Source organism: Tardiphaga sp. 172_B4_N1_3 (assembly GCF_052076035.1).
Classification (GTDB): domain Bacteria; phylum Pseudomonadota; class Alphaproteobacteria; order Rhizobiales; family Xanthobacteraceae; genus Tardiphaga; species Tardiphaga robiniae.
In genome coordinates, this window is sequence record NZ_CP197238.1 from 1,569,108 (window position 1) to 1,594,536 (window position 25,429).

The window sequence follows — 25,429 nt, forward strand, 5'->3', positions numbered from 1 at the left end:
TCGCTCTCCGCTCCCGGGGACCGACCGCACGACTTCGTTTTCGGAGCTTCGCTATGATCGACGCCGTCCTCGCCTTTTCGGTCCGCCAGCGTTGGCTGGTGATGATCGGCGTCCTGCTCATGGCCGCATTCGGCGCCTGGAATTTCAGCAGGCTCCCAATCGACGCTGTTCCCGACATCACGAACGTGCAGGTGCAGATCAACACGAACGCGCCGGGTTACTCGCCGCTCGAAGTAGAGCAGCGCATCACATTTCCTATCGAGACCGCGATGGGCGGCTTGCCGAACTTGGTCAACACCCGTTCGCTGTCTCGCTATGGTCTTAGCCAGGTCACGATCGTCTTCAAGGATGGAATCGACATCTATTTCGCGCGGCAGCTCGTCAATGAGCGCGTACAGCGGGTGAAGGACACGCTCCCGACCGGCATCGAGACCGCGATGGGTCCGGTTTCGACCGGCCTCGGCGAGATCTATCTCTACACGGTAGAGGCGAAGCCGGGCACGAAGAACGCCGAGGGCCAGCCGTTCAGCCCAACGGACCTGCGGACGGTTCAGGACTGGATCATCAAACCGCAGCTTCGGAACGTCACCGGCGTGAACGAGGTCAACACGATCGGCGGCTTCGAAAAACAATTTCACGTGCTTCCGGACCCCCGCAAGCTAATGGCGTACCGCCTCAGCTTCCGCGACGTGATGACCGCGCTTGCGGCGAACAACGCGAACGTGGGCGCGGGCTACATCGAGAAGAACGGCGAGCAGTACCTCGTCCGTACGCCCGGCCAGGTCGCGAACCTCGAAGAAATCAGGCAGATCGTGATCGGGTCCCGTAGCGGCGTTCCCGTGAGGATCTTCGACGTTGCCGAAGTGAAGGAGGGAAAGGACCTCCGCACCGGCGCGGCCACGCTCAACGGCAACGAAATGGTCATGGGAACCGCGATGCTTCTGATCGGCGAGAATAGCCGGACGGTCGCGCAGCGCGTGGCCGCCAAGCTGGAGCAGATCGGCAAGTCGCTTCCCGACGGCGTGACCGTCCGGGCGATCTACGACCGGACGCATCTGGTCGATGCGACCATCGCGACCGTCGAGAAGAACCTCGTCGAAGGCGCTCTGCTGGTTATCGTCATCCTCTTTCTCATCCTAGGCAACTTCAAAGCAGCGATCGCAACGGCCTTGGTTATTCCGTTGGCCATGCTGTTCACGATCACCGGTATGTTCGAGAACAAAGTCAGCGCCAACCTGATGAGCCTCGGCGCGATCGACTTCGGCATAATCATCGACGGCGCCGTCATCATCGTCGAGAACTGCCTGCGTCTGCTCGCCCATGAACAGGCGAAACGCGGGCGGATACTGACGCGCGAGGAGCGCTTCGAGACGATCATCGCTGGCTCGCGGGAGGTGATCAAACCGAGCCTGTTCGGTACCCTGATTATCGCCGTCGTCTATCTGCCGGTCCTGACGCTGACAGGTGTCGAGGGCAAGATGTTCACGCCGATGGCGCTGACCGTGCTGATCGCGCTTCTGGGGGCGAGCATCCTCTCGATGACGTTCGTTCCCGCCGCCGTCGCCATCTTCGTGACCGGAAGAGTATCGGAGAAGGAGAACTGGTTCATGCGGCTGGCCCATAGGTCCTACGTGCCAGCGTTGGACCTCGCCATCCGCTTCCGCGGAGTGGTTGCGATGACAGCCATCGTCCTGATGGTCGTCAGCGGCTACGTAGCGTCGCAAATGGGCGGCGAGTTCATTCCGAGCCTGGACGAAGGCGACGTCGCCATCCAGGCGATCCGCATACCCGGGACGAGCCTGACCCAGTCGCTAGAGATGCAGCAGGCTTTGGAGAAGCGCCTGCTGACGATTCCGGAGGTGAAGGAGACCTTCGCGCGCACCGGTACCGCAGAGGTCGCCACCGATCCCATGCCTCCGTCGATCTCTGACGGTTACGTGATGCTTAAACCGCGTGACCAGTGGCCAGACCCCAAGAAACCAAAGTCTGAAGTCGTGAAGGCAATCGAGGAGGCGTCCGAGGAGGTCGCGGGCAGCAGCTACGAATTGTCCCAGCCGATCCAGTTGCGCTTCAACGAGCTGATCTCCGGCGTTCGGAGCGACGTCGGCGTGAAAATCTTCGGGGACGATCTGGAGGTGCTGGCGCAGGTCGCTGGCCAGGTGCAGACCGTGCTCCAGGCCGTGCCGGGGGCCGCGGACGTGAAGACCGAGCAGATCGCCGGTCTGCCGGTGCTGACCGTCAAGCTCGACCGCAAGGTCCTGTCCCGTCTCGGCATCAGCGTCGCCGACGTACAGAATCTGGTCGAGATCGCGGTCGGCGGAAAGAGTGCCGGTCTCGTCTTCGAAGGCGACCGTCGGTTCGATCTAGTCGTGCGGTTGCCGGAGGATAGGCGGTCGGACATCGAAGCGATGAAGTCGCTGCCGATCCCACTGCCGCCCCTCGACGGCCAGGCCAAGGCCCAGCCGGCTGTTTTGGGCGCTTCGCCGCTGAACCAGATGCGTTACGCGCCTCTGTCGGAGCTTGCCGAGATCTCCGTGGCACCTGGTCCGAACCAGATCAGCCGCGAGGACGGCAAACGGCGCATCGTCGTCTCCGCCAACGTCCGCGGCCGGGATCTCGGCTCGTTCGTGACCGACGCCCAGAGCCAAATCGCTCAGAAGGTGAAGTTGCCTGCGGGTTACTGGATCGGGTGGGGCGGGCAGTTCGAGCAGCTCGTTTCAGCGACGCAGCGCCTGATGATCGTGGTCCCGATCGCGCTGTTTCTTATCCTGTTGCTGCTGTTCATCAGTCTGGGATCCGTCGCCGACGCGGTGCTCGTCTTCAGCGGCGTGCCGCTGGCGTTGACAGGTGGCATCTTCGCCTTGGTGCTGAGGGGAATTCCCCTTTCGATCAGCGCGGGCATCGGTTTCATCGCCCTTTCGGGGGTCGCTGTGTTGAACGGTCTGGTGATCATCACCTTCATCGAGCGGCTGCGCCATGAGGGCAAGACGATCATGGAGGCCGTCCACGAAGGAGCGCTGACCCGCTTGCGACCGGTCCTGATGACGGCGCTGGTCGCTTCTCTCGGTTTCGTTCCGATGGCGATCGCCACCGGCGCCGGAGCCGAGGTGCAGCGGCCGCTGGCGACCGTCGTCATCGGCGGAATCATCTCTTCCACCATCCTGACGCTTCTCGTTCTTCCGGCGCTCTACATCTTGTTCCGCCGGGAATCGTCGCCTGCCCAAGTTGAGGCGATGCCTGTCCACGCCACCAACGGAGACCATTAATGAAAAAGATACTGCTCGTCGCGTCCGCGCTGCTGTTTACCGTTCCCGCACTGGCGCAGCACGCACATGAAAAGGGCCCGAACGGCGGCCCGATGGAGGATGTCGCCGGCGTCGACGTCGAGATGATCGCCAAGGGCAAGACGATCACGTTCAACGTTTTCGACGAAGCCAAGAAGCCCGTATCGACCGCGGGATTCTCGGGGACCGCCCTGTTGACAGCCGGAAGCGACCGCGAAGTGCTCACGCTCGTGGCGGAAGGCAATGCACTCAAGGCCGACGCGAAGAAGGACATCGCGCCCGGATCCGCGGTCACCGTCACTCTGAAGGCCGCCGACGGCAAGTCCGGCCAGGCCAAATTCAAGAATTGAGCCTAAATCGAAACGAAACTCTCTGGAGCGCCGCATCGCGGCGTTCCCGAATGGACATCATGAGTGAAGAAACGAAATCCAGCGGGAGGGGACGCGATCTGAGGCTCGACCTCTTTCGAGGCATGGCCAATTGGGCGATCTTTCTCGATCACATCCCGAACAACGTCGTCGCATGGCTGACGATGCGGAACTACGGGTTCAGCGACGCGGCGGAGCTTTTCGTCTATGTGTCCGGATTCACGGTTGCGTTCGTCTATGCGCGGATGATGCGCGTCAAGGGTCTACTCGCCGCGACCGCAGGCATCTTGGGCCGGGTCTGGCAAATCTACGTCGCATATGTGCTTCTGTTCGTATTCTACGTGGTCGCCGTCGGCTACGTGGCGCAGCGTTATGGCCATGCCCACCTCCTTGACGAGTACAACATCCGCAGGCTCGTCGCGGAGCCGGTCGAGTTCCTGAAGCACGGCCTGTTGCTCGAGTATCGGCCCCTGAATCTCGACGTCCTGCCGCTCTACATCGTACTTATGGCTCCCTTTCCCCCTGTACTCTGGCTGCTGACGAAGGCGCCTAGTGCTACTTTGGCCGGATCTTTGATCCTCTATATCGCCGCCAGATGGCTCGGCTGGAATCTTCCGGGCTATCCCTCGGGCTCCTGGTACTTCAACCCGTTCGCCTGGCAGCTTCTGTTCGTGATCGGCGCCTGGACCGCCATCGTCGATCGGATCACCCTTCAGAATATTCTTCGGTCGGGCATCATCATGCCGTTGGCCATCGGGATCGTTGCATTCTCGGCGGTCGTCATGGTCGCGCTGCGCACCGGAAACGACTGGCTGCTGCCCGAAACGCTGCGGCTGATCTTCTCGCTGAACGACAAGACGAACCTGGCCCCGTATCGCATCGCCCACTTCCTCGCATTGGCGATCATCGTGGCGCGTCTCGTTCCGAGGGATGCCCCGGCGTTGAACTGGCCCGTCTGGCAGCCGTTGATTGTCTGCGGTCAACGCTCGCTCGAAGTATTCTGCACCGGCACTTTCCTGGCGGCCGTAGGCTATTTCGCGCTCGACCTGATCGATGGTTCTATCACGTCCCAGATATTCGTCAGCGTGGCCGGGATCGCGGCGATGGTCGCAGTGGCCTACTTCACGAGTTGGGCAAGGGAAAGCCAGTCGCGGCCGTTGCGGGCAGGATGAGGCTATGAAGCGCCAGGACAAAAAACGGCGTGCGAGGTTCGAAACGCGTCGCACGGCGAACGGATGGGGAGTCTGGGATCACATGGCGTATGATTTCGCGAGGTGCGAGTCCGGCGCGCTGACGGGACTCTTCCACAGCGAGGCCGGGTTGATTTGCGGCTTCCTGAACGAGGGCGCTGACCAGTCGAAGCCGTTCGAACGGCATCGGGAGCATCCGGATGGGCATCTGTGCGCCCGGCGACAGGTAACGGATTGAACAAACTTCTGGAGACGACGATGACCGAGCTAAAGAGCGCCAGCGAGACCCGGATGCGCGTCGGCGGCATGGATTGCGCATCCTGTGCCGCCAAGATCGAGAACGCGTTGCTCCGCGTCCCGCAGGTGACGGAAGTCAATGTCTCGGTAGCGGCCGGAACGGTGACCGTCAGACATGACGGGGCGGATATTGACGCATTGGGCGCCCGGATCACCGGACTGGGCTACAAGGTCACGCCAGCCGACGAGAAGGGTATCCGGGCAGCTCAAGGGCAAGGCGGCGCGTCCCACGACCATGACCCCGGGGATTCGCACGGCCACGACCATGGTCCCACCGACGGGTCCTGGTGGCGAACGTCCAAAGGGATTTTGACGATCGCTTCCGGAACAGCGTTGGGTGCGGCATTTCTGATCGGGAAGCTCGTTCCGGCGACGGAGAAGTGGGCGTTTCTCGTCGCCATGATGGTCGGATTGATACCGATCGGGCGGCGTGCATTCGCCGCAGCGCTTTCGGGCACTCCGTTCTCGATAGAGATGCTGATGACGATCGCCGCGGTCGGCGCCGTGTTCATCGGCGCGTCGGAGGAAGCGGCTACTGTCGTCTTCCTTTTCCTTATTGGCGAACTGCTCGAAGGCGTCGCCGCCAGCCGGGCACGGGCGAGCATTCAGGACCTGACCAAGCTGGTCCCGAAGACCGCGCGGCTTGAGGAGAACGGCCAAGTCAGCGAGGTCCAGGCGGACACGCTGGTGGTGGGGTCCATGATCCAGGTCCGCCCAGGCGATCGAATTCCTGCGGACGGCACGATCGTGGCCGGTGAGAGTTCGATCGACGAGGCCCCCGTGACCGGCGAAAGCACGCCCGTCCGGAAAGGGCCCGAGCAGAATCTGTTTGCGGGCACGATCAACGGCGACGGCCTGCTCAGCGTGCGCGTGACCGCCGCCGCTGCGGACAACACCATCGCGCGTGTCGTGCGCCTGGTTGAAGAGGCGCAGGAGTCCAAGGCCCCCACGGAGCGCTTCATCGACCGCTTCTCCCGCTATTACACGCCCGGCGTCGTCGTTGTCGCCACTGTCGTAGCCATCATTCCGCCGTTGCTGTTCGGCGGCGTTTGGAGCGAGTGGGTCTACAAGGGGCTGGCCATCCTCCTGATCGGGTGTCCTTGCGCTCTTGTGATCTCCACGCCGGCGGCCATCGCGGCGAGTCTGTCGGCGGGTGCACGGCGGGGACTTCTGCTCAAGGGTGGGGCCGTCCTGGAGCAGATCGGGAAGATCACCGTCGCGTGTTTCGACAAGACCGGCACGCTGACGGCCGGGAAGCCGGTGGTGACCGATGTCCTGTCGTTCGGATCTCTGGAAGAGGACGTCTTGCGCCTCGCAGCCGCGCTAGAGACCGGGTCGAGCCACCCGCTGGCCATTGCGATCCTCGCCGAGGCATCAAAGCGCGGCATCTCTGTGCCGCCCACCTCGGGGTCGCAGGCGATTGGAGGAAAGGGCGTCAGCGCGACCGTCGACGGCCAGCGCGTCTTTCTCGGGTCGCCCCAGGCCGCCATGGAATTGGCCGTACTCCACCTCGAACATCAAGGTCGCATCTCTGCCCTCAACGACGAGGGCAAGACGGTCTCGGTCCTGGTGATCGAGGGAACGGCGGCAGGTGCCATCGCCATGCGCGACGAACCGCGTCCGGACGCGGCCCAGGGACTGAAACTCCTCACCGACGCCGGTATCCGGACGGTCATGCTGACGGGAGACAATCGCCGCACCGCCAAGGCCATCGGCAGATCGCTCGGGATCGAGGTCCAAGCGGGGCTGTTGCCTCAGGACAAGCAGCGGATCGTCGGCGAATACCAGGCGCAGGGCTACTCGGTTGCCAAGATCGGCGACGGCATCAACGACGCGCCCGCGCTCGCAGCGGCCGACGTTGGTATCGCGATGGGCGGCGGCACAGACGTCGCGCTCGAGACCGCGGACGCGGCGGTGCTCCATGGCCGTGTCGCCGACGTCGCGGCCATGGTCGATCTGTCGAAACGCACGATGCTCAACATCAAGCAGAACATCACTGTCGCGCTCGGCCTCAAGGCCGTCTTTCTCGTCACCACAGTGATCGGCCTGACCGGGTTGTGGCCTGCCATCCTCGCAGACACCGGGGCGACCGTCCTGGTGACGATGAATGCTCTTCGATTGCTAAAGCCGTCCAGGACCTAGCCCGCACAGGATGAAATCGTTTCAAGGAGGAGAAAGACATGGGTTTCGATCAGTATCATGAGCCGCCGGACGAACTCTCACAGGAGACGCGCACGTTCGCGCGCATGATCACGTCTCTGATCGAGGAGGCGGAAGCCATCAGTTGGTACGAACAGCGGATGTCCGTCGAGCAAGACAAGGACGCGAAAGCGATCATGGCGAACGCCCAGAAGGAGGAGTTCAAGCATTTCGGCATGAATCTCGAGTTTCTGCTGCGCAAGAAGGACGACTGGAGGAAGGAGCTCCAAGGCATCCTGTTCAAGAAAGGCGACATCGTGGAGCTCGGAGAGAAGGCGGAGAAGAGCGTGGATTAGGGGTGCCGCTGCGCGGAGGAGGATGGCATGAAGCTACAGCTTATCGGCAACGTCGGCGCCGTGTGTCTCGTCGCAGCGACCCTTGGTATCATGGTTCCGGCCGGGGCCGCGGCGAGCTTCGCGACGGAAAATCCGTGGGCGGCAGAACACATCGACAAACTGCCTCCGGACATCCGCCGCCAGGTAACGCGGCGCGAGCGCGTCTGCGGAAGCAACGCGCTCGCCGGACACTACTTCGCGGTTTCGATCGAGGGGCACGGGCAGCGGTTCATATCGCTGCATTTCGAGAACTTTTCATGCGCCAACCGCGCTCAGGTATGCCGCGGGGACGCCTGTCTCCATGAAATCTTCGCCGAGTCAGGCGGTCGGCACCGGGTTGTTTTCAGCAACTACGTGAACGACGTCAAGATGACCAACGAGGGAGGCGTCGTAGGCCTCGAGGTCTCGCACGGCGGGAAGCGGTACAATCTGCGTTGGGATGGACGAGGTTTCGTGCCGGTGAAAACGAGAAACGGATACTGAAAATGCCCTCTTCGATACTGCAGCATCTTCACGTCGGAGGCGCAAACCTAAGCTACCGCAAGAAATTTCGGCTGTTTTTTGCCGTCGCCGCCGTTGTGCTTCTGCTCGGATGCGTCAAGACGGCCGTGCATTATTTCGGCATGGAATTCCTCGAACTGAACGCTTTACTGACCAGCGGAATCGGCGGCGCGATCTTCATCATCGGCTTCCTGCTGTCGAGCATCCTCGCCGACTACAAGGAGGCGGAACGAATCCCTGCGGATCTGCGCATGTCCATCGAGGCGATCGACGGCGACCTGGAATCCTTCTCGGCCGTCAATCCGGAATTCGATCTGGCCGCCTCCCGCCGGATACTGATTTCGATTCTTGACAAGCTTCGCTCCGGTCTCAGCCACGCGAACGAGCACAAGAACATTCCGCCGGTGCTGGCCGAAATAGCGAAGCTCACTCCGATCCTGGGTCGTCTCGAGAGCATGGGTATGGCGGCTAACTTCGTCGTCAGGCTCAGGGCGACCCAGGACTTGCTGCGCAGGTGCATGCTGAGGATATACCAGATACAGCGCGTGGAATTCGTGCCCTCGGTTCATGTCCTCGTTCAGACGCTTGTCCTCGCGATCGTCCTCATGATGCTGTTTCTAAAGACCGAAGGCGATCCTGCATCGGCGATCATGTTCGGTTTCATCTCCTACATGTTCGTCTATGCCCTCTATCTCATAAGGCTGCTCGAGCAACCCTTCGCAAAGGGGCACGGCTCGCTTGACGACGTCAGCTTTTTCCTTTTGGACGAACTCGAAGCCCATCTGCGGAGGTCCCTCGATGAGGTCGTTTCGCCGCTATCCCACTCACATTCGGAGGCTTGAACATGCACGGCGGCGGATCGACAGGAACGGCGGCGGCTCAACACGCCGACCGGCTCGCTTGGGCTCTGGGTTTGACGACCGCCTACATGGTCGCCGAGGTCGTCGGCGGGCTCGTTACCGGAAGTCTCGCTTTGCTGGCTGACGCTGCGCACATGTTGACGGACGTCGGCGGGCTTGCGCTCGCGCTGCTTGCCATCCGTTTCGCCGCGAAGGAGGCGACCCCGCAGCGGACATACGGCTACTTGCGGATGGAGGTGCTGTCCGCGCTGGCCAACGCCGTTGTCCTGCTCCTCTTGACGGCGTACATCTTGTACGAAGCTTATCAGAGGTTTCTGGCACCGCCCGAGGTCCTCGGCGGCCCCATGCTGATCGTGGCGACGATCGGTCTGATCGTGAATCTCATCAGCATGAAGCTCCTGACCGGCGGATCGTCCGAGAGCCTGAACGTAAGGGGCGCCTACCTCGAAGTGCTGGGCGACATGCTCGGATCCATCGGCGTCATCGTCGCCGCCCTCCTCATGATGTGGAAGGGGTGGGTCCTCGCCGATCCTATCATCGGCGCGGGCATCGGGCTGTTCATCGTGCCCCGGACCCTCGGTCTGCTCAGGCAGGTGACGCACATACTGATGGAAGGCACTCCGGCGAACGTCGATTTGGGAACGCTGGAAGTAAAATTGAAGGCCATCCCAGGCGTGACAGCGGTGCATGACCTCCACGTATGGACCGTGACGTCCGGCTTCGACGCGATGAGCTGTCACTTGGTGGTGGAGGACCTCTCGAACGGCAGGAAAGCTCTCCAGGAGGCCCGCCGCGTCATGAAGGACAATTTCGGGATCGATCACGTCACGATTCAGGTCGAAGACGAGACGCTCAGGAATGCGGAGCCCATCCTGCATGTCTGACGGCGATGCGCTGCCGTCCCAAGGGCGCGGATAAGGACGCCCTTCGCCGCGTCCAGCAAGCCCTTTCCAGGATCCAACTGGTAGAAAACGAGGAGTCAATTGCGGACGCCAGCGTAAGCCCGCACTGCGACGCTGCGACGAAGGCCCGGAGCCCTCGCCGCAGCGCGCATTTCGTCCAGGAATCTAACTCTGCCCGTGCTGCCAATGCGCCGTGACGTCGTCACCCGATTTGGTGAGGTGGACGTGCTCATCGACGTGATCCACCCACTCGATGGGGATGAAATGATGATGCTGTCCGTCGGGTGAGCTCTGTTTCGTCAGCTTGATCTTGTCTGTGCCTTCCAGATGATCCACCTTTCCGACGACCTTCTTGTCGGACGAGATGACGTCCATGTGTTCCTTGATTTCCGAATGATCGACCATTTTTGAGCCTCCTGATGCTTGGGCTTCTCCAACGTCCTGCAACGTGTAAGGTTGCTGTCCGGGGGCTTGAAGATACCGTTGAAGGTGCAAGGAGGCCCGGCTCTAGAATTCGGCATGAAGGCGCACGGTGCAGAACAACGTCGCGTGTCCGTGATGGTGTGTCCATGTACGACGATATGGGACAAGTGCTCCGAGTATTCGAGAAATGGTTTCCGGATTGAAAGGCAGTCAGAGCGCTCTTGATTGTCAATGGGTCTTTCGGGATTGACGCCAGCGTGAAGGAAGGCGAACCGTCCCTCATCGTGATCAGGAAAGGTCGCTATGAAAGGCTACGATTCATGAGTCGACTCACGGATTTAAGTGGCGTTTAGTTGCTTTATCACCGTCAGCTTCTCGGCTTCCACCGGTGACAGAGAGTGTCGTACTCCCGCCTGATCCACAGGTTACGGCCATGACCGAAATCGAAACATCAGAACTTGCTCCCCGCATGATCGCGCGACCCCGCTGTCCGCAGTGCCAGGCCGTGGCGCGTGTCCAGCGATCGACCGCCGGACGGAAGGGCTATGAATACTGGACGCTGAGATGCACCAGCTGCGGCCACATCCATGAAGCGCAGGTGCAGGTCGATCCGATGACGCCCGAAGCCAGAGGTTGGCTTTCCAGCGACCTCCGCGCGCCGACCTAGAGGGGGAGACATGACGCCCTGGAAAGCGCGGCGATCCCATGATTTTGAAGCCCAGCAGGACGCCGACCGGGCGCTTGACGCAGCCCGTGCCATGCCGCCCGGACTGCAGAGGACCGAGGCCCTGAAGAGGGCCGGTCGACTTCGAAATGCCGCGATGACCGGGCGTTTGATGTTGGAGCGGTCGGGCATCGACGGCCAGACCAAAGAAGCCTCCGATGTTGGCTCTTGAATGGGTCATGTGTGCGTACTTCAGATCTGATAACTGATCCCGCAGGATTTAATGCGCGAGATAGCGGCGGTTGATATCGTCGATCTCGACGCGCCGACGCTCGAGGCCGTCTTCAGATTTGACCGAAATCGCGCACCCTCGGCCGATCATTTCAGGTTCTTCGCGCGCCAATTGAAACGCAAGGCGAAGTGCGAGCGCGTGGGCTTCAGCCATGCTAGCGCACTCGCAACTGGCTCCATTGACCACGACGCCGTCCTCGATGTCGAATTCGTACAGGGTCATGACGTCCACTCCGTATTCCAAGCGGTCCCGGTTTTTTGTTGAGACGATACCGGACCGCAGGACGGAACTCCGCGTTGGATGAACGGGTCCCATGATGTAGCTACGGCTGATTTACGCCTTGGTTTTCATCCTCGAAAACGGCGGACAGGATGGTATCTTGTAACGGGCGATCGGAACGACTTCCAGCGTCTACCATTGAAGAGACAATGGAAGATGACCCTGAAAAGCTCCGCGCGCTCGCTGCACGCGTGCGCCGTCTGGCCGATGGCGTCAGCGACGACATCACCCGCCAGCGTCTTCTGGCGGCCGCGGCGGAATTCGAGCAGCGCGCGAAAGCGGTCGGCAAGGATGACGCGACCGGCTAATAACCGATCTTCATCGGAATGCCGCAGCACCGGCAGATGCCCGCTGCACCGGTTCAGGAACTCGGCCAGACTGGGTGCCGAGCGGGTTGCGGACAGATTGCCTCGGTAGGATCTGCGCCCGCTGATACGCCCACGGATGGGCGGCGCGCAGGCTCCGACATGTGTCTGCTTCTTCTCCGATCGATTTAGCGGATTCGACGACCGGGATCGGTTGGGGAGCCTTCGGACGATGGCCTCAACCCAGACCGGCCCCCCGCGCGGCAGCGTAGAGATCCGCGGAACGAACCGGTCGCTTCCGTCTTGAATCCGCTGCCAGTTGCCTGGGAGTTTCAACCTAGCAGGCCCGGAACATTTGAAAGCGAGGACGGCATGACCGACTCCCGCGTTGTTCGTTATCGCCGTCTAGCGCTTGCGGAGCACGCTCCGGAAAAGGCCCGCATTCTGCGACTTCTCGCCGACGAAGCGGAGCAGGGCATCCTGTGCTTCTCACCGCTCAGGACGGCGGTTGTGAAGCCGGCGGGATCGGCGTCGGCGGTGTCTCTGGATACTTGACGGACAGCCCTTCAGGCCAGAAGCGTGTTTTGCCTCGCATCCAGTTCTCGCGTTCAGCCGCCGTTGTCGCGATCTCCAGCCATTTCCCGCGACGTCTCGACGGTCCTGAACGACATGGCTTCGCCAGGCTATCAGCGCCGTCTCAGAGTCCGAGAGGACGGCACCAACCGTTCCGGATCAATCTTCCCAACCCGAGCGCCAGCGTCAATTTGCCGTTCCATGCGATATTATCAGCGGGTCGTCGGCAAACATAAAGCAGCAACCAAAGCCGGTCCACGGTAGTCATTTGGCTGATCATATTCGGTGGAACACACCGGCCTCCATATCGTTTTTCATACCCACCTGGAGGAATGATCATGGAAAATAAAGAACAGGGTAACCTCATCGGCAGCGACAAAGTCGAGGGCACTGCGGTCTACGGTGCAAACGACGAGAAGATTGGCTCCATCGAGCGGGTGATGATTGATAAGACGAGCGGGAGGGTGTCCTACGCCGTGTTGGCTTTTGGCGGCTTTCTGGGTCTCGGCCATGAGCATTATCCCCTGCCGTGGCAGTCGCTGAAGTATGATACCAACCTTGGTGGCTATCGTACCGGCGTTACGGAAGACCAACTAAAGGGCGCACCCAAATATGCGTCGGATGACGATTGGAGTTGGGGCGACGCAAATCGCACTCGGTCCGTGAACGACTACTACGGCGTGCCATCGATCTAAGCCCCAAGTGCAGCTAAGAAGGCCCATGCAATCCAGACAAGAGCTCAAAGGTGGAATCGCCAAGACGGCGGTTCCAAAGCTTTTCCGCTGGCGAGCGATCACCGCGGCCCGGTAATCTGGACGATCAGCCACCTGGCCGGGAGTGATGGAAAGCGGTGAGCATGTGAACGATAGCATCTAAGAAGATCACCGAAGGCCGCGGTGCCGACGCTCGGAGCGAGGCTGTCGGGACAGAGCGAGATAACGGTTCGACGCGGTGATCGACGTCGTGAAGGTTACGACCTTCCATGGGGACCAACCGGCCTCAAGTGCTGCTTTGCAATTCATGGATTCACGTGCGCTCGGCATTATTACGGTGGGTAGCGCAAGTTCGTACTCATGACCTCTGCGGAACCATCGCTTTTGCGGACGGAGATCAAGCTGAACCATCGGAGGATCGAATCGAACGGGACAGCTTGAAGGTTAAAGGCCGAACTGCACCGCCGCTGCGCCTCGAGCGCGTCGGAAGGCACGGTGACGCGGGCCGACTGTAGACAGCGGGCGGATTGGGACCGGCCCTGTTGGAACGGAATGGTGCCGCTGGGCTTGGCCGCATAGTCTCAAACGCAGGAGCCGCTCGATATGAACGATAGCGAGAATGACGGCATTGGATCTCTCGGTGAGAGAGGCTTGGATGCAGCGAAGGACGCAGTGAATGCCGCGGCGGAGCAGGTCGATAAGGTGGGGCAGCATCTCAAGGACAAGGTCGAGGCGGCCAAGCGGCCGCAGACCTACGTCGAGATGCTGAAGGACATGACCAAGGCGGCACCGCTTGGCATGCTGGCAGTGGCCTTCATCGGTGGCATGCTGTTCGCACGGCGGCGCTGAGGTCAGCGGATATCGCCACGGCCGTCGTGGTGTTAATCGCGCTTCTTGCCGCCGGGCTCGTCGATCACATGCACATCGTGGTGGTACCAATCCTGCTCGGCCGAGGCATAGAGGGCGCGACGAAGGGTGTTCCAGCCTTGCTGGATGCGCCTCTTGCGGATGAGGCGCTTGGCGGCGCGAGACGAACACATGAGGATGGTCAGAGTTGAAGACGGCCCGGTGGAGGTCGCAACGGGAGAAGCGAAGGAAGATCTTGTATTCTAGCTTGTGCCGCATCCATTCTTGGAACGGTCTCTAACCAACCTTGCGTAGGTATTGCAGCGCAGGTATTCCTGAGAACTGGTCCGTCACCGCCTTGGGAGCGTCAGACAGCGTCGCAGCGGCGACACGCTGGGATGCGACATTGTCGGCACCGACGATCGCTTCGACGTAGAACGCAGGAATTTTGTTTCTGGAGAAGCCGTTTTCCATCTCGGCGATCGCCGCCTCCACGATAGACTTGGCGCGCCCCTGGCGGCGATGGGGCTCTGGAACTGCGATCCCGAGTTGGAAGCACGGAAGCCCCTCGATCGGCTCCGTCAAAACGAATACGGCTATTGCGGTCACCGTTTGATCCTGGATGCGTGCGTAGGTCATCCTCATTGCGCCTTGCGGTCTATCCGATAGGACGGAGAGTTCGGTGTCGAGCTCTCCGCATTGGAGACGCAGTTCACCCTCGTCGAGGGCTTTCTGGAAGCCATTCAAGGAATGCGTGGGATCGGTCATCGCGGGCAAGGCGTCTCTCCGGGATTGCGTCGAAGATAGCTCTGCGACCTGCGTTAAGATTGTACTCGTGAATAGCGGCAACCTGTTCCTATCTCAAGGACGCTCAGGTCGGATTCTCCGACTATTTTACGGACTGGTTGGCGAGCTTCGCCCCGCCCGTGTGAACAACGTCTCGGACGATGGGTACGCGAGATGCGGAGCGGGTTCACTGACGTCTTGTCCCCAACGACAGCATTCTGCAGGCTAGCTCCGCTATGGCCTTTGTGGGTTAGAAACGCATTGAAGTAGAACTCGACGGCAAAGCGGGCGAGCAAACAAAAAGCCAGTTAAAATGACCTGTCATCGGACACCTGTTTCCGATGAGAATTTGCCATCATCAGGTATATTGACTGCACGTATCCTTTAGCGACGCTGTACTGTTCCTCGCCTAGGGTCATGCAGTAATCAAGCTGCCACGCGCTGTTGTAGAGCCTTTTCGACAGCCTCTGGGTCTCGATCGATGATCGTCAGATACGCACGAGCGGTGGGATCTGGAGAGAAGCGACCTTGCTCCCAGTCTCGCAAGCTCGCTACGCTGAGAGCATATTTGATGCAGAACTCTTCCTGCGTCAGCCCACGGCGTCCGCGAATGGCTTTAACATCGATAGTTGCTGGTACGAAGATCTTGTATGTCGTGGCGTCAGCTTCACCACGGGCAATAGCGCGACCTTCCTTCGCGGACTGGATCAGTCGTTTTCCCAAGCTGCTCATTTTGCTCTCCTCTTCTATCTGTTCAAAGAGGCGATCTTTTCAAGAACGCCTCTCCGATAGTCCTCGGCGTAACCCGCCAACTCCACACGCAACTCATTCCGTTCTGCCTGGGTCAGATTTTCGTCTTCGCCTTTGTCGATCAGCGCCAACAGTAAGACCGGAACGTCATCACCAGCAAAATAGTGTACAGTGCGATACCCGCCGCTCTTGCCTTTGCCTCTACCGGCAAAGCGAAGCTTGAAACAACCGCCGGTGCCCTCCATCCTGGCGCCAGCGGTGGGATTCTTCGAAATTTCCGAGACGATTTCACACTGTTCGTCCTCGGAAAGTCCCGCAGCTTTGGCGTCCGATAGAAATGTTGGTGTCCGGATGACCGTCTGCATGGAGTTAAAACTACGGGAAACCCGTAGTGGGTTCAAGGCTTTTTCGCTTGTCGTCGGATTGTTTTTGAAGCTCATAGGACGCCAGTATTTTCTCTGTAATTTCAATCGGTTGCGCGAACATGTAATGACATTCCGCGGTTTTCCCTTAATGGGATACCGTTTTAGGGGCGCAGCCCGACTGAGTCTAGGCTGGAACCGGAAGCTGGATGGGTTCAAATCGATTGCGAACTGACAAGGGTTGGTCGATGTCGAATGGTCTCCGCAATCTCGGGTGAGGACGGCGAAGGCCACATTCGAGGAGTGCCTCACGCTCGCGAGGAACGTATTGAAGAAAAGATGATAGTGCATGTCCGATGCGCCCCCGTCTCGATGCTAAATGGTGCCGGACTCAAGTAATCTCGCAGTTCTGTTCGTGCCTAGCGAAGGTCCTCCTTAAACTGACCGAGCTCGTTCGGGCGAAGGAAGAGGGCTTCGCGGATGTCGCGCTGGATCTCAAGAGCGAAATCCGCGAAGCAATCCAGATAGGGCGCTTTTTAAATGCAGACGAGGGGTTTGCAGAGGTCTCGCGCAGCCGCTCGTTCACACATCGGAAACCGGCAACACGAAGCCTCAGTAAAGTCCACAAATTTCAAAGGGCTGGAATGTCACCATGCGCTGATGATGCTATGCGACGAGCAATCGTTTTCGAACAGCCTATACAAGCGACGTGTGTTCTTTGTCGGTATCAGTCGTGCCAAGAAAGCGCTCGCTCTCGTTATATCTCGCAACACCCCGTTCCATTTCTCTCCATGTAAATCCCGCTGGTTGAACATGGCGAGCATCAGACCGCTTTCTCCAGGTTCAGCCGACTTGAGACCTCGATCGCGGCTTCCTTCCTTTCGCTGTAGCGGTCGGTCAGATGCGCCGAGATACCCCGAGTGAGCAGTGTGAACTTTACCAACTCCTCCGCGACATCCACGATGCGATCATAATACGGCGAGGGTTTCATCCGCCCGGCCTCGTCAAACTGCTCGTACGCTTTGGCGACGGAGGACTGATTGGGGATCGTGATCATCCTCATCCAACGTCCCAACACGCGAAGCTGGTTCACGGCATTGAAGGACTGCGACCCGCCGCTCACCTGCATGACTGCCAGCGTCTTGCCCTGCGTCGGCCGGACGGCACCCAGAGACAGTGGGATCCAGTCTATTTGCGCCTTCATGATACCGGTCATGGCACCATGACGCTCCGGGCTGCACCAGACCTGTCCTTCGGACCAGGCTGATAGTTCGCGCAATTCCTCGACCTTGGGGTGCGTCGCTGGCGCAGCGTCCGGAAGTGGCAGTCCGGTTGGATCGAATATGCGTGGCTCCGCGCCGAACGCCGTCAGCAATCGCCCCGTTTCTTCGACAGCGAAGCGGCTGAACGAACGTTCGCGCAATGAGCCGTATAGCAGCAGGATACGGGGCCGGTGACCGACGAGCGGGCCATGCTGCAGGAGGGTCGCATCCGGAAGCTGGAAGGCGGCAGGGTCGATGTTCGGGAGATCAGCCAGCATCGATAACCTCACCGTCTTCTTTCACGTATCGGCCAATATGCGGGTTCGGCAGAATATCGAGAACAGCCTCCGATGGACGGCAGAGTTTCACGCCCTTGTCGGTCACCACGATCGGCCGGTTGATCAGGATCGGATGGGCCAGCATGAAATCGATCAGCTCGTCTTCGGTCCATTTCGGATCGGCCAAGCCGAGATCCTGATACGGGGTGCCCTTCTCGCGCAGGACGTCGCGCACAGAGATACCCATGGCGGCGATCAATTCGACGAGCTTGCCGCGGGACGGCGGGTTCTTGAGATACTCGATCACCTCGGGCTCGACGCCGCTCTGGCGGATCATGGCGAGCGTGTTCCGGGAGGTGCCGCAGTCGGGGTTGTGATAGATGGTGACGGTCACGGGCGGAACTCCAAGGCGGGGGATGTTGAAATGCAATTGCGGTCAGGCACGTGTCTTGCTCTTTCGGGACTTGGCAGGACGGTGCGTGAGGCTCTCAAGAAGCGGCTCGCAGAATTCGCGCCGTCCGCCGCAGCAGTCCTGGACCATGAAGATGGTCAACGCCTGGAAGGTTCCAAGATTCGCGCGGTAGACGATCGAACGGCTCTGTCGTTCGCCTACGATCAGTCCGGCGCGAGAAAGTATCGCCAGATGCGATGACATCGTATTCTGGGGAACACCGACCTTTCGCGCGAGGTCTCCCGCAGCGATACCGTCGGGCTCATTGCTCACAAGCAGCCGGAACGTGTCGAGGCGCGTCCCCTGCGACAAGGCGGCAAAAGCGAGAAGTGCACCATCATATTCCATACATCCGGAATTATGGATTTCTTCGACGGCTGTCAAGTCCGTGTCGCGACTTCAGCATTCCCGTCGTTTGGTAGTTCAGGCCCGGACCGGCGTGCCAATGATGGACCGCCGAACCCGTGCCGACACGAAATCGATGGCGGCGACCGTTCCCAGGATCATCAGGATGATAAACGACACGTGATCCCAGCTTTGCTGACTGATCTCGTTGGAGAGATAGAGCCCGATGCCGCCAGCGCCGACGATGCCGATCACGGTCGCCGACCGCACGTTGGATTCGAAATAGTACAGGACCTGACTGAGAAAAATCGGAAGGACCTGGGGAATGATGGCGAAGCGGACTTCTTGCACTTTGGATGCGCCGGTCGATAGGACGCCCTCCACTTGCTTCCGGCTCGCGGTCTCGATGGCCTCCGAGAACAATTTTCCGAAAGATCCCAGGTCCGACATGGCGACCGCCAGGATGCCGGAAAACGGACCAAGGCCCACCACGTTGATGAAGATCAGCGCCCAGATCAGCGTGTCGATGCCGCGCATGACGTCGAAGCTGCGCTTGGTCAGGAAACGGACGACCCACATGCCAGCTACGTTTTTGGCAGCGAAGAAGGCCAGGGGGAACGCCAACGCCGCCGCCAGCATCGTCCCCAGGAATGCGATCGAAAGGGTCTGGCCGAGCGCAGTGATATAGACCGGCAACTGCTGCCCTGCCGTCGGCGGAAACATCGCTTGCAGGATGATGCCGAGCCTCGAGACGCCGCGGAGCAGCGCGCCAGGCGAAAACCCGAGCCAAACGAGCCCGAAGACGAAAAGGCCGACGATGCCTGCCGTAGTGAGAATCGTCGCCGCCCGCCGCCCGTAGTCGGGGGCGAACACCTCCGGGTAGGATGCCAGGATGCGTTCGCGCTCCAGACCATCGATGTTCTGCAAGCGCATCCGCTCAGTGTCCCGTCAGTCCGAGAAGCCGATGCCGCAGGCGTTCGGTCAGCAGGTCGATCACAAAGACCGTCGCGATGACCATCAGGAGGATCGCGCTCACGTCCGAATAGTAGAATTGTCGAATCGAGCTCAGGAGTTCCTTGCCGATCCCTCCGGCGCCGACGAAGCCCATCACCGTCGCGCCCCGGACGTTGATCTCGAACCGCAACAGGACGTAGCTGACGAAGTTCGACATGACCTGGGGCAGAACTGCAAACCGTATTTGTTCAACCCAATTCGCGCCTGTGGAGCGGAGCCCCTCGACTGGCTTGAGATCGATATTCTCGACGACTTCGGCGAATTGTTTGCCCAAGGCGCCGACAGTGTGAATGGCGATTGCCAGGACCCCTGGAACGGGTCCCAACCCGATCGCGTAAACGAACAGCAGCGCGAAGACGATATCCGGAACCGTGCGGCAGAATTCCAGGGTGCGCTTCACGACGAAGGAAACGGCGTGGTTCCTGAAGATGTTCGCGCTGGTCAGGAAACACAAAGCAAAGCCGACGGTCGCGCCTGTCAACGTGCCGACGTACGCAACCAGCAAGGTTTCCAGCAGGAGCTCGATCCAGGTCGAAAAATTCCAATACCATTCGGCGACGTCCGACCAGAAGGTCGCTGGACGCAAGGTCGGCATGATGTCGCGGAAATAGGACCCGAAGCGGGGGAGACCTTCGACGAATTTCTTTACGTCGACTTCTCCAGACCAGGCGGCAGCCACAGCGCAGATCAGCACAGCGGCGGCGAGCAGCGCCGCGCGGATGCGCTTGCTACGGACGGCAGCCTTGTAGTCACGCAGCAGCAAGATGGCTCGCTGCCGCGTGACGTCTGCGGTGTCTACGGTCACCGAATGGCCTCGTTCGACGAGTGGATCGAGATCAGGTCTTCTTTTTCCGCTGAGCGTCGAGCCAAAGGTTCATCTTCACCGACTCTTCGTAGTCCTTGGTGGTCACCGGCACGAACTCGATGTCCTTACCGTCCGAAAGCTTGGAGAATGCTTCCTTGTCCTTGGTCGGGGCATCCAGGAAGGCCTTCGCGATCGCCTTCTTCATGTCGTCGGGCATGTCAGCCAGATATGCGTAGGGCGGGCCGGGGAGCAGCGGAGACTTCCAGAGCAAGCGGAAGTCCTCCTTCTTCATGGGGGAGCCGTCCAGCTTCTTGACCATGCCCTTGTTGAGCATGCGCGTCAGATTGGAGTCGTCGTCGGAATTCCACCAATTGACGGCTGCATCGACCGTACCCGACGCAAGCGCCAGAACCGCGTTTTCGTGACTGCCTGTGGTCTGTGCGAGCTTGAAGTGCTTGTCGATCGGAAAGCCTTGTTCGGTCAGGAAGTAGTTCGGAGCCTTGAAGCCGGAGGTGGATTCTACGTCTACGGTGCCAAGGACCTTACCCTTGAGGTCTTCCACCGTTTTGTAGGGCGAGTCCGCGCGCACGTACATCACCGAATAGTAGCCGATGGATTGATCCGCGTTTCGGGTGGTGACGAACGGAACCACGTTGCCGCCGGAGACCGTGTTGGCACGGGCATAGGAGCCGGGGCCGTAAAGCCCGATGTGGATCTGCCTGTTCTTCTGGCCTTCGATCACGGCCGTGTAATCGTTGGCGATGCGCAGCACGACTTTTACGCCGAGTTCTTTCGAGAGATAGTCCGCGAACGCCGTGACCCGGTCATTCTTGCCGGTGGCATTCTCATTCGGCACCATGGCCAGCACGATCTCCGGGTACTTGTCCTTCCACGACGCGGCCATCGCAGGAAAGGTCGCCAGGCAAACACCGATGCTGACTGCAGACAAAGCGAGACGCATGTTCATTTTCTGCTCCTGTTCAAGTTGTCTAGAATTATCGACAACTTTGGTGACGAGCAGATGACGGGACCGTCGTTATGAAGCTGAAGATGTGGGCAGTCCACCGTCCTTCGTCGCCGCGGCGCGCTCGGCGAGAGGAACTGGATTCAGCGGGATGAGGAAGGTGATGAAGCAACAAAGCAGCAGCATGATCGCCGATCCGACGAGGCATCCAGTAATGCCGCCAGCCTGATAGAGGACGCCTGACAGCGTGATGCCGAGCAGGCGGCCAGCCGCGTTCGCGGCGTAGTAGAAGCCGACATCTTCCGCCGCCTTCTCCGATCCGGCATAGGCCAGGATGAGGTAGGAATGAAGCGACGAGTTGACCGCAAACGGAATCCCGAACAGCGCGAGTCCGACTACAAGAATGAGATCCGGCCTCGCGATGTCGGTCGAGTTCATGATGACCGCAAGCACGATGGGGACGGCCGCAAGAATCGCGGACCACAATCGCGCGGACGGCACTTCGCGGCTCAGGCCGTCGGAACTCCGGGTCACCAGTGATGGCGCGACGGCCTGCACGAAGCCGTAAGCGACGGTCCAGGCCGCGAGAAAGCCGCCGACCTGCAGAAATTTCCATCCGTTAGCGTAAAGGAAAACGGGTAGTCCGACCACGAACCACACGTCTCTCGCGCCGAACATGAAGATTCGTGCAGCAGCCAGGAGGTTGACGCCCCTGGACTTGCCGAAGAGCTCACGGATTGTCTTGGATGACTTGGCTTTGCCGAGTTCGGAAGGCAGCAGAAGCAGGCCTGCAACGAAGATGATGGCGAGAAGACCGGCCATCAACCACAGCGAATGCGAAAAGCCGACAAGATCGAGCAGCAGGCCGCCGACGAAGAAGCCGATGCCCTTCATCGCGTTCTTCGAACCCGTGAACCAGGCCACCCATCTGAAAAGCTGGCCGCTACCTTCAGCGGAAGTGGCCTTGATGGCGGACTTCGAGGCGGTCTTCGTCAGGTCCTTTGCGACGCCGGCGATGCCCTGTGCGACGACGACCCACGCGACGGACGCGACTGCGCCCCAACCGGGATCAAGAGCCGACAACATGAGGAGCCCGGCGATCTGCAGTCCTTGTCCGATTGCCAGCATGCGCGGAATGCCGAAGCGGGAAGCAAAATAGCCGCCAGCAAGATTGGCGGCTATGCCGGCGGCTTCATAGAGCAGGAACAGGAACGCGAGGGTAAATGGCGTATATCCAAGCCTGAAGAAATGAAACAGGACGAGCATGCGCAACGCGCCATCGACGAGGGTAAATCCCCAATACGAAGCGGTGACTATGATGTAGTTGCGCACCATGATCAGAATCCTGCCTTCCGCAAGATGTTGGCGAGATCGACCATGCGGCAGGCGTAGCCGACCTCGTTGTCATACCAGGCGTAGATCTTCAGCAGGGTCCCGTCGGTGACCAGCGTGCTCTGGGCATCGACGATCGAACTGCGCGTATCGTTTGTGTAGTCTGCGGAGACAAGAGGGCGGTGTTCGATGCCTAAGATGCCTGCGAGTACGGTCTTCGCGGCCCCCTCGAAGAGCGTATTGACTTCAACGGACGTTGTCTCCCGCGCCATTTCGAACACGCAATCGGTTAGGCTGGCGTTGAGGACAGGAACGCGGACGGCGTGACCGTTCAACTTGCCCTTTAGGTCGGGGTAGATGAGCGATATCGCGGTTGCACTACCCGTCGTGGTCGGCTGCATCGACAGCATTGACGACCTGGCCCGGCGAAGGTCCTTGTGGGGCGCGTCGACGACGACGTTGGTATTGGTGGGGTTATGGATCGTCGTAATCTGCCCGTGACGTATACCGATGGCTTCGTGGATGACCTTGACGACCGGGGCGAGACAGTTGGTTGTGCAGGATGCGGCGGTGAGGAGCCGATGACGTGCCGGGTCGTAGGTCTTGTGATTTACGCCGACCACGACGTTCAAAGCCGCGTCATCCTTGACCGGTGCTGCAACGATGACGCGTTTGACGCCACGATCGAAGTACCCCTGCAACTGGTCCGGCTTCAGGAATTTGCCGGTGCATTCGAGTACGACGTCGCATCCGAGGTCGCCCCAAGGCACATCGCCCGGAGCAGCCGCTTCGGAGAAGCTGATACGCCTGTCGGCCACGCCGATCGACCGGCCGCCGTGTACGCCAATCTCGCCATGCCACCTGCCATGGACGCTGTCGAATTCCAGTAGATGGGCTGTCGCCTCGATGCCACCCTTGAGTTCATTGACGTGAACGACGTCCAGCCGGTTGGAACGGTGTGGATCGCCATCGGGGCGATACATGCCGCCAAGCCCCGCCCGCAGAGCAAGGCGGCCGATCCGGCCCATTCCGTTGATGCCGATTTTCATTTCGATGCCTTCTAGATTGATATGCGTGTGCTATCGCCGATCTCGTCCAAGCGCGCCTTGAGCGCCATGCGGTCGAGGGCGGCGAACGGAAGGCTCACGAAGATTTCGATGCGACGGCGGATCATCGCGTACAGTTCGTTGAGGAGGGTGGTCTTCTCGACGGGAGAGCCGTCGAAGCGCGCGGGGTCCGGAAGGGGCCATGCGCCCGTCACGAACCGGCTGTCGATGTCCGGACAGAACTGACCCTCCGGCGTGTCGCAGAGGGCGATGACGAAATCCATCCTCGGCGCATCCGGGCCCGAGAAATCGTCGAGCGATTTGCAGTGGAGCCCGCCAACATCGTGGCCTAACTGGCGAAGCCGTTCGATCACTTCCGGAAGAGGCGCCTTTCCGGGGTCCGATCCCGCGGAATAGGCCCTGAATTTGCCCTTGCCCATACGTTCGAGGACCGCTTCAGCGATGATCGACCGCGCGGAGTTATGGGTGCAGAGAAAAAGGACGTTGAAGGCAGGCGTAAGGACGTCAGGTGTAGGGGTTTCTTCGAACGGCGGTGCCGTCGGGGCGCAAAGTTCTGGATGTCCGCCGCAGCAGTCTCGGGTGAGATAATCGATGAGGCCGCGATAGCCGGTCAGGTCGGCGCGATAGTTCATCGCCCGGCCGTCCTTGGCCGCCTCGATCATTCCGGCGCGCATCAGCGTCGCAAGATGGGTCGACATCGTATTGTGCGGCACCTCGCAACGCCTGGCGACTTCGCCCGCGCCGAGGCTTTCCGGATAAACCGAAAGCAGCAGCCGGAGCGCCTGCAACCTAGTCGGCTGAGCGATCGACGCGAAGCGTTCCACGGCGACTTCGCTTGGATCGGGCTCCAGTATCGCCACCGTTCAGACTCCGATTGTCAAAGGGTTGTCATGATGTGTATATATGTCGAGACATATCGACATATAAGGGAGGATCGTCTCATGATCAAGCTGTTTCGGGCCATGGCTGTCGGCGCAGTCCTTGTCCACTCGGGAAGTGCTGCCCTCGCGGCGGAAAGCAACGGATCCGGATCGACGTTCGTGTATCCGATCCTCGCAAAGTGGGCCTCGGAGTATCAGGCGAAGACCGGCAACAAGATCAACTACGTCTCCAACGGTTCGGGCGCGGGATTGCAGCAGGTAAAGGCCGGTACGGTGGATTTCGGAGCCTCCGACATGCCGCTGCAGCCAGATGAACTGGCGAAGGCTGGCCTTGGCCAATTTCCGCTGGTGATAGGTGCGGTGGTCCCGGTCGTGAATCTCGAAGGCGTTGCGCCGGGCGCGATGCATTTCACGGGAAGCGTTCTGGCCGACATCTTCATGGGCAAGATCAAGAACTGGAACGATCCGGCGTTGAAGGCCCTCAATCCTAATCTGCAACTACCGACCTCGGCGATCACGGTGGTCCACAGAACCGATGGATCCGGCACGACCTTCAATTTCGCTAACTACCTCTCCAAGGTAAGTCCGGAATGGAAGGCCACCGTAGGCCAAGGTGTCGCTCTCGATTGGCCCGTAGGAGTCGGTGGCAAGGGAAACGAGGGGGTTGCGGCTTACGTCGGCCTGTCCAAGAACACCATCAGCTACGTCGAGTATGCGTACGCCGTACGGAACAAGCTCGCCTACGGTCTCGTCCAGAATCGTGCCGGACGTTTCGTGCAGCCGGATGCTCAGTCGTTCCAAGCCGCTGCGGACAGCGCGGATTGGGGAAGTGCAAAGGACTTCTATCAGATCATGACCGACGCACCCGGCGACAATGCCTATCCGATCACGGCGACATCCTTCATCCTGTTGCCGAAGCAGCCGAAGGAGCATGTCAGATCCAAGGTAGCGATCGACTTCTTCAGGTGGTCTCTTGAGAACGGTGGTGCCGAAGCCGCGGCTCTGAACTACGTGCCGCTTCCAGCAAGTCTCATCGACAGGATCGGAAAGTATCTGAAGAGCGACTTTGGTGCCTGACGGTCGCCATCGCAACGCTCCTTA

The 25,429-nt window shown here is 60.2% G+C and carries 31 protein-coding genes; 16 read left to right on the forward strand and 15 right to left on the reverse strand.

Annotated features, from left to right (window positions below; translation table 11 throughout):
- Window positions 1-53: 53 nt before the first annotated feature.
- Genes AB7783_RS07140 through AB7783_RS07180 form a run of 9 tightly spaced genes read left to right on the forward strand, consistent with a single transcriptional unit; the run spans window position 54 to window position 9,918 of the window.
- Window positions 54-3,266 carry an efflux RND transporter permease subunit gene (locus AB7783_RS07140; protein ID WP_441277230.1) on the forward strand — a complete coding sequence of 1,071 codons (3,213 nt, stop codon included), beginning with the start codon at window positions 54-56 and terminating at the stop codon, window positions 3,264-3,266.
- The gene (locus tag AB7783_RS07145) at window positions 3,266-3,634 is read left to right on the forward strand and encodes a hypothetical protein (RefSeq protein ID WP_441277231.1); all 369 of its coding nucleotides are present in this window, start codon (window positions 3,266-3,268) and stop codon (window positions 3,632-3,634) included. Before AB7783_RS07140 ends, AB7783_RS07145 begins: the two co-directional genes overlap by 1 nt.
- Before the next feature lie 50 nt (window positions 3,635-3,684).
- The gene (locus AB7783_RS07150) at window positions 3,685-4,824 is read left to right on the forward strand and encodes an OpgC family protein (protein WP_441277232.1); all 1,140 of its coding nucleotides are present in this window, start codon (window positions 3,685-3,687) and stop codon (window positions 4,822-4,824) included.
- A gap of 4 nt (window positions 4,825-4,828) precedes the next feature.
- The gene (locus AB7783_RS07155; RefSeq protein ID WP_441277233.1) at window positions 4,829-5,080 is read left to right on the forward strand and encodes a hypothetical protein; all 252 of its coding nucleotides are present in this window, start codon (window positions 4,829-4,831) and stop codon (window positions 5,078-5,080) included.
- A gap of 20 nt (window positions 5,081-5,100) precedes the next feature.
- Window positions 5,101-7,281, forward strand: coding sequence for a heavy metal translocating P-type ATPase (locus AB7783_RS07160; protein WP_441277234.1), 2,181 nt, complete (start codon window positions 5,101-5,103; stop codon window positions 7,279-7,281).
- 38 nt (window positions 7,282-7,319) lie between these two features.
- Window positions 7,320-7,634: a ferritin family protein gene (locus tag AB7783_RS07165; protein ID WP_441277235.1), complete on the forward strand. Its 315-nt coding sequence runs from the start codon at window positions 7,320-7,322 to the stop codon at window positions 7,632-7,634.
- Between the two features lie 27 nt (window positions 7,635-7,661).
- Window positions 7,662-8,156: a hypothetical protein gene (locus AB7783_RS07170; protein ID WP_441277236.1), complete on the forward strand. Its 495-nt coding sequence runs from the start codon at window positions 7,662-7,664 to the stop codon at window positions 8,154-8,156.
- A 2-nt stretch (window positions 8,157-8,158) separates the two neighbouring features.
- A complete protein-coding gene (locus AB7783_RS07175) occupies window positions 8,159-9,016 on the forward strand; it encodes a hypothetical protein (protein WP_441279653.1) in 858 nt (285 codons plus the stop codon).
- 2 nt (window positions 9,017-9,018) lie between these two features.
- Window positions 9,019-9,918: a cation diffusion facilitator family transporter gene (locus AB7783_RS07180; protein WP_441277237.1), complete on the forward strand. Its 900-nt coding sequence runs from the start codon at window positions 9,019-9,021 to the stop codon at window positions 9,916-9,918.
- Between the two features lie 183 nt (window positions 9,919-10,101).
- On the opposite strand, the gene AB7783_RS07185 is transcribed toward AB7783_RS07180, so the two are convergent.
- Window positions 10,102-10,341, reverse strand: a complete 240-nt coding sequence (locus AB7783_RS07185) for a DUF2171 domain-containing protein (protein ID WP_441277238.1) — start codon at window positions 10,339-10,341, stop codon at window positions 10,102-10,104.
- Between the two features lie 451 nt (window positions 10,342-10,792).
- On the opposite strand from AB7783_RS07185, the gene AB7783_RS07190 reads away from it, so the two are divergent.
- The gene (locus AB7783_RS07190; protein WP_441277239.1) at window positions 10,793-11,026 is read left to right on the forward strand and encodes an MJ0042-type zinc finger domain-containing protein; all 234 of its coding nucleotides are present in this window, start codon (window positions 10,793-10,795) and stop codon (window positions 11,024-11,026) included.
- A gap of 10 nt (window positions 11,027-11,036) precedes the next feature.
- Complete coding sequence (locus AB7783_RS07195) at window positions 11,037-11,255, forward strand: hypothetical protein (protein WP_441277240.1); 219 nt, start codon at window positions 11,037-11,039, stop codon at window positions 11,253-11,255.
- 48 nt (window positions 11,256-11,303) lie between these two features.
- Here AB7783_RS07195 and AB7783_RS07200 read toward each other — a convergent pair whose 3' ends face one another.
- On the reverse strand, window positions 11,304-11,537 hold the full coding sequence (locus AB7783_RS07200) for a DUF6894 family protein (protein WP_441277241.1): 234 nt from the start codon (window positions 11,535-11,537) through the stop codon (window positions 11,304-11,306).
- A gap of 206 nt (window positions 11,538-11,743) precedes the next feature.
- Here AB7783_RS07200 and AB7783_RS07205 point away from each other — a divergent pair, with 206 nt between their 5' ends.
- From AB7783_RS07205 to AB7783_RS07220, 4 genes are all read left to right on the forward strand, one after another.
- Window positions 11,744-11,902, forward strand: coding sequence for a hypothetical protein (locus tag AB7783_RS07205; RefSeq protein WP_441277242.1), 159 nt, complete (start codon window positions 11,744-11,746; stop codon window positions 11,900-11,902).
- 369 nt (window positions 11,903-12,271) lie between these two features.
- A complete protein-coding gene (locus AB7783_RS07210) occupies window positions 12,272-12,454 on the forward strand; it encodes a hypothetical protein (protein ID WP_441277243.1) in 183 nt (60 codons plus the stop codon).
- Between the two features lie 350 nt (window positions 12,455-12,804).
- A complete protein-coding gene (locus AB7783_RS07215; protein ID WP_441277244.1) occupies window positions 12,805-13,167 on the forward strand; it encodes a PRC-barrel domain-containing protein in 363 nt (120 codons plus the stop codon).
- A gap of 621 nt (window positions 13,168-13,788) precedes the next feature.
- Window positions 13,789-14,034: a hypothetical protein gene (locus AB7783_RS07220; protein WP_441277245.1), complete on the forward strand. Its 246-nt coding sequence runs from the start codon at window positions 13,789-13,791 to the stop codon at window positions 14,032-14,034.
- Between the two features lie 32 nt (window positions 14,035-14,066).
- Here AB7783_RS07220 and AB7783_RS07225 read toward each other — a convergent pair whose 3' ends face one another.
- The 13 genes from AB7783_RS07225 to AB7783_RS07285 form a co-directional block, all read right to left on the reverse strand.
- A complete protein-coding gene (locus tag AB7783_RS07225; protein WP_441277246.1) occupies window positions 14,067-14,225 on the reverse strand; it encodes a hypothetical protein in 159 nt (52 codons plus the stop codon).
- Window positions 14,226-14,328: 103 nt separating this feature from the next.
- Window positions 14,329-14,808, reverse strand: a complete 480-nt coding sequence (locus AB7783_RS07230) for a hypothetical protein (protein WP_441277247.1) — start codon at window positions 14,806-14,808, stop codon at window positions 14,329-14,331.
- A 435-nt stretch (window positions 14,809-15,243) separates the two neighbouring features.
- Window positions 15,244-15,549 (reverse strand): helix-turn-helix domain-containing protein, encoded by a 306-nt coding sequence (locus tag AB7783_RS07235; RefSeq protein ID WP_441277248.1) that lies wholly within the window; start codon window positions 15,547-15,549, stop codon window positions 15,244-15,246.
- 14 nt (window positions 15,550-15,563) lie between these two features.
- On the reverse strand, window positions 15,564-16,007 hold the full coding sequence (locus AB7783_RS07240; protein ID WP_441277249.1) for a type II toxin-antitoxin system RelE/ParE family toxin: 444 nt from the start codon (window positions 16,005-16,007) through the stop codon (window positions 15,564-15,566).
- A 745-nt stretch (window positions 16,008-16,752) separates the two neighbouring features.
- A complete protein-coding gene (arsH, locus tag AB7783_RS07245) occupies window positions 16,753-17,469 on the reverse strand; it encodes an arsenical resistance protein ArsH (RefSeq protein ID WP_441277250.1) in 717 nt (238 codons plus the stop codon).
- Entirely contained in the window at window positions 17,459-17,863 is a 405-nt protein-coding gene (gene arsC / locus AB7783_RS07250) for an arsenate reductase (glutaredoxin) (RefSeq protein ID WP_441277251.1), read from the reverse strand. The genes arsH and arsC overlap by 11 nt, the downstream gene beginning before the upstream one ends.
- 42 nt (window positions 17,864-17,905) lie before the next feature.
- The gene (locus AB7783_RS07255; RefSeq protein ID WP_441279654.1) at window positions 17,906-18,268 is read right to left on the reverse strand and encodes an ArsR/SmtB family transcription factor; all 363 of its coding nucleotides are present in this window, start codon (window positions 18,266-18,268) and stop codon (window positions 17,906-17,908) included.
- A gap of 75 nt (window positions 18,269-18,343) precedes the next feature.
- Complete coding sequence (gene phnE, locus AB7783_RS07260) at window positions 18,344-19,198, reverse strand: phosphonate ABC transporter, permease protein PhnE (protein WP_441277252.1); 855 nt, start codon at window positions 19,196-19,198, stop codon at window positions 18,344-18,346.
- Window positions 19,199-19,202: 4 nt separating this feature from the next.
- The gene (gene phnE / locus AB7783_RS07265) at window positions 19,203-20,084 is read right to left on the reverse strand and encodes a phosphonate ABC transporter, permease protein PhnE (RefSeq protein WP_441277253.1); all 882 of its coding nucleotides are present in this window, start codon (window positions 20,082-20,084) and stop codon (window positions 19,203-19,205) included.
- Between the two features lie 31 nt (window positions 20,085-20,115).
- Window positions 20,116-21,051 carry a phosphonate ABC transporter substrate-binding protein gene (phnD, locus tag AB7783_RS07270; RefSeq protein ID WP_441277254.1) on the reverse strand — a complete coding sequence of 312 codons (936 nt, stop codon included), beginning with the start codon at window positions 21,049-21,051 and terminating at the stop codon, window positions 20,116-20,118.
- A gap of 69 nt (window positions 21,052-21,120) precedes the next feature.
- Window positions 21,121-22,383: an organoarsenical effux MFS transporter ArsJ gene (gene arsJ, locus AB7783_RS07275; protein WP_441277255.1), complete on the reverse strand. Its 1,263-nt coding sequence runs from the start codon at window positions 22,381-22,383 to the stop codon at window positions 21,121-21,123.
- 2 nt (window positions 22,384-22,385) lie between these two features.
- Window positions 22,386-23,429, reverse strand: coding sequence for an ArsJ-associated glyceraldehyde-3-phosphate dehydrogenase (locus tag AB7783_RS07280; RefSeq protein WP_441277256.1), 1,044 nt, complete (start codon window positions 23,427-23,429; stop codon window positions 22,386-22,388).
- An 11-nt stretch (window positions 23,430-23,440) separates the two neighbouring features.
- On the reverse strand, window positions 23,441-24,307 hold the full coding sequence (locus tag AB7783_RS07285; RefSeq protein WP_068737297.1) for an arsenate reductase/protein-tyrosine-phosphatase family protein: 867 nt from the start codon (window positions 24,305-24,307) through the stop codon (window positions 23,441-23,443).
- Between the two features lie 81 nt (window positions 24,308-24,388).
- On the opposite strand from AB7783_RS07285, the gene pstS reads away from it, so the two are divergent.
- Window positions 24,389-25,405, forward strand: coding sequence for a phosphate ABC transporter substrate-binding protein PstS (gene pstS, locus AB7783_RS07290; protein ID WP_068737295.1), 1,017 nt, complete (start codon window positions 24,389-24,391; stop codon window positions 25,403-25,405).
- Window positions 25,406-25,429 lie beyond the last annotated feature (24 nt).

Coding starts and splice junctions, on each gene's coding strand:
- AB7783_RS07140 (WP_441277230.1), top strand. CDS start 54: ATGATCGACGCCGTCCTCGCCTTTTCGGTCCGCCAGCGTTGGCTGGTG.
- AB7783_RS07145 (WP_441277231.1), top strand. CDS start 3,266: ATGAAAAAGATACTGCTCGTCGCGTCCGCGCTGCTGTTTACCGTTCCC.
- AB7783_RS07150 (WP_441277232.1), top strand. CDS start 3,685: ATGGACATCATGAGTGAAGAAACGAAATCCAGCGGGAGGGGACGCGAT.
- AB7783_RS07155 (WP_441277233.1), top strand. CDS start 4,829: ATGAAGCGCCAGGACAAAAAACGGCGTGCGAGGTTCGAAACGCGTCGC.
- AB7783_RS07160 (WP_441277234.1), top strand. CDS start 5,101: ATGACCGAGCTAAAGAGCGCCAGCGAGACCCGGATGCGCGTCGGCGGC.
- AB7783_RS07165 (WP_441277235.1), top strand. CDS start 7,320: ATGGGTTTCGATCAGTATCATGAGCCGCCGGACGAACTCTCACAGGAG.
- AB7783_RS07170 (WP_441277236.1), top strand. CDS start 7,662: ATGAAGCTACAGCTTATCGGCAACGTCGGCGCCGTGTGTCTCGTCGCA.
- AB7783_RS07175 (WP_441279653.1), top strand. CDS start 8,159: ATGCCCTCTTCGATACTGCAGCATCTTCACGTCGGAGGCGCAAACCTA.
- AB7783_RS07180 (WP_441277237.1), top strand. CDS start 9,019: ATGCACGGCGGCGGATCGACAGGAACGGCGGCGGCTCAACACGCCGAC.
- AB7783_RS07185 (WP_441277238.1), bottom strand. CDS start 10,341: ATGGTCGATCATTCGGAAATCAAGGAACACATGGACGTCATCTCGTCC.
- AB7783_RS07190 (WP_441277239.1), top strand. CDS start 10,793: ATGACCGAAATCGAAACATCAGAACTTGCTCCCCGCATGATCGCGCGA.
- AB7783_RS07195 (WP_441277240.1), top strand. CDS start 11,037: ATGACGCCCTGGAAAGCGCGGCGATCCCATGATTTTGAAGCCCAGCAG.
- AB7783_RS07200 (WP_441277241.1), bottom strand. CDS start 11,537: ATGACCCTGTACGAATTCGACATCGAGGACGGCGTCGTGGTCAATGGA.
- AB7783_RS07205 (WP_441277242.1), top strand. CDS start 11,744: ATGGAAGATGACCCTGAAAAGCTCCGCGCGCTCGCTGCACGCGTGCGC.
- AB7783_RS07210 (WP_441277243.1), top strand. CDS start 12,272: ATGACCGACTCCCGCGTTGTTCGTTATCGCCGTCTAGCGCTTGCGGAG.
- AB7783_RS07215 (WP_441277244.1), top strand. CDS start 12,805: ATGATCATGGAAAATAAAGAACAGGGTAACCTCATCGGCAGCGACAAA.
- AB7783_RS07220 (WP_441277245.1), top strand. CDS start 13,789: ATGAACGATAGCGAGAATGACGGCATTGGATCTCTCGGTGAGAGAGGC.
- AB7783_RS07225 (WP_441277246.1), bottom strand. CDS start 14,225: ATGTGTTCGTCTCGCGCCGCCAAGCGCCTCATCCGCAAGAGGCGCATC.
- AB7783_RS07235 (WP_441277248.1), bottom strand. CDS start 15,549: ATGAGCAGCTTGGGAAAACGACTGATCCAGTCCGCGAAGGAAGGTCGC.
- AB7783_RS07240 (WP_441277249.1), bottom strand. CDS start 16,007: ATGAGCTTCAAAAACAATCCGACGACAAGCGAAAAAGCCTTGAACCCA.
- arsH (WP_441277250.1), bottom strand. CDS start 17,469: ATGCTGGCTGATCTCCCGAACATCGACCCTGCCGCCTTCCAGCTTCCG.
- AB7783_RS07255 (WP_441279654.1), bottom strand. CDS start 18,268: ATGGAATATGATGGTGCACTTCTCGCTTTTGCCGCCTTGTCGCAGGGG.
- phnE (WP_441277252.1), bottom strand. CDS start 19,198: ATGCGCTTGCAGAACATCGATGGTCTGGAGCGCGAACGCATCCTGGCA.
- phnD (WP_441277254.1), bottom strand. CDS start 21,051: ATGAACATGCGTCTCGCTTTGTCTGCAGTCAGCATCGGTGTTTGCCTG.
- arsJ (WP_441277255.1), bottom strand. CDS start 22,383: ATGGTGCGCAACTACATCATAGTCACCGCTTCGTATTGGGGATTTACC.
- AB7783_RS07280 (WP_441277256.1), bottom strand. CDS start 23,429: ATGAAAATCGGCATCAACGGAATGGGCCGGATCGGCCGCCTTGCTCTG.
- pstS (WP_068737295.1), top strand. CDS start 24,389: ATGATCAAGCTGTTTCGGGCCATGGCTGTCGGCGCAGTCCTTGTCCAC.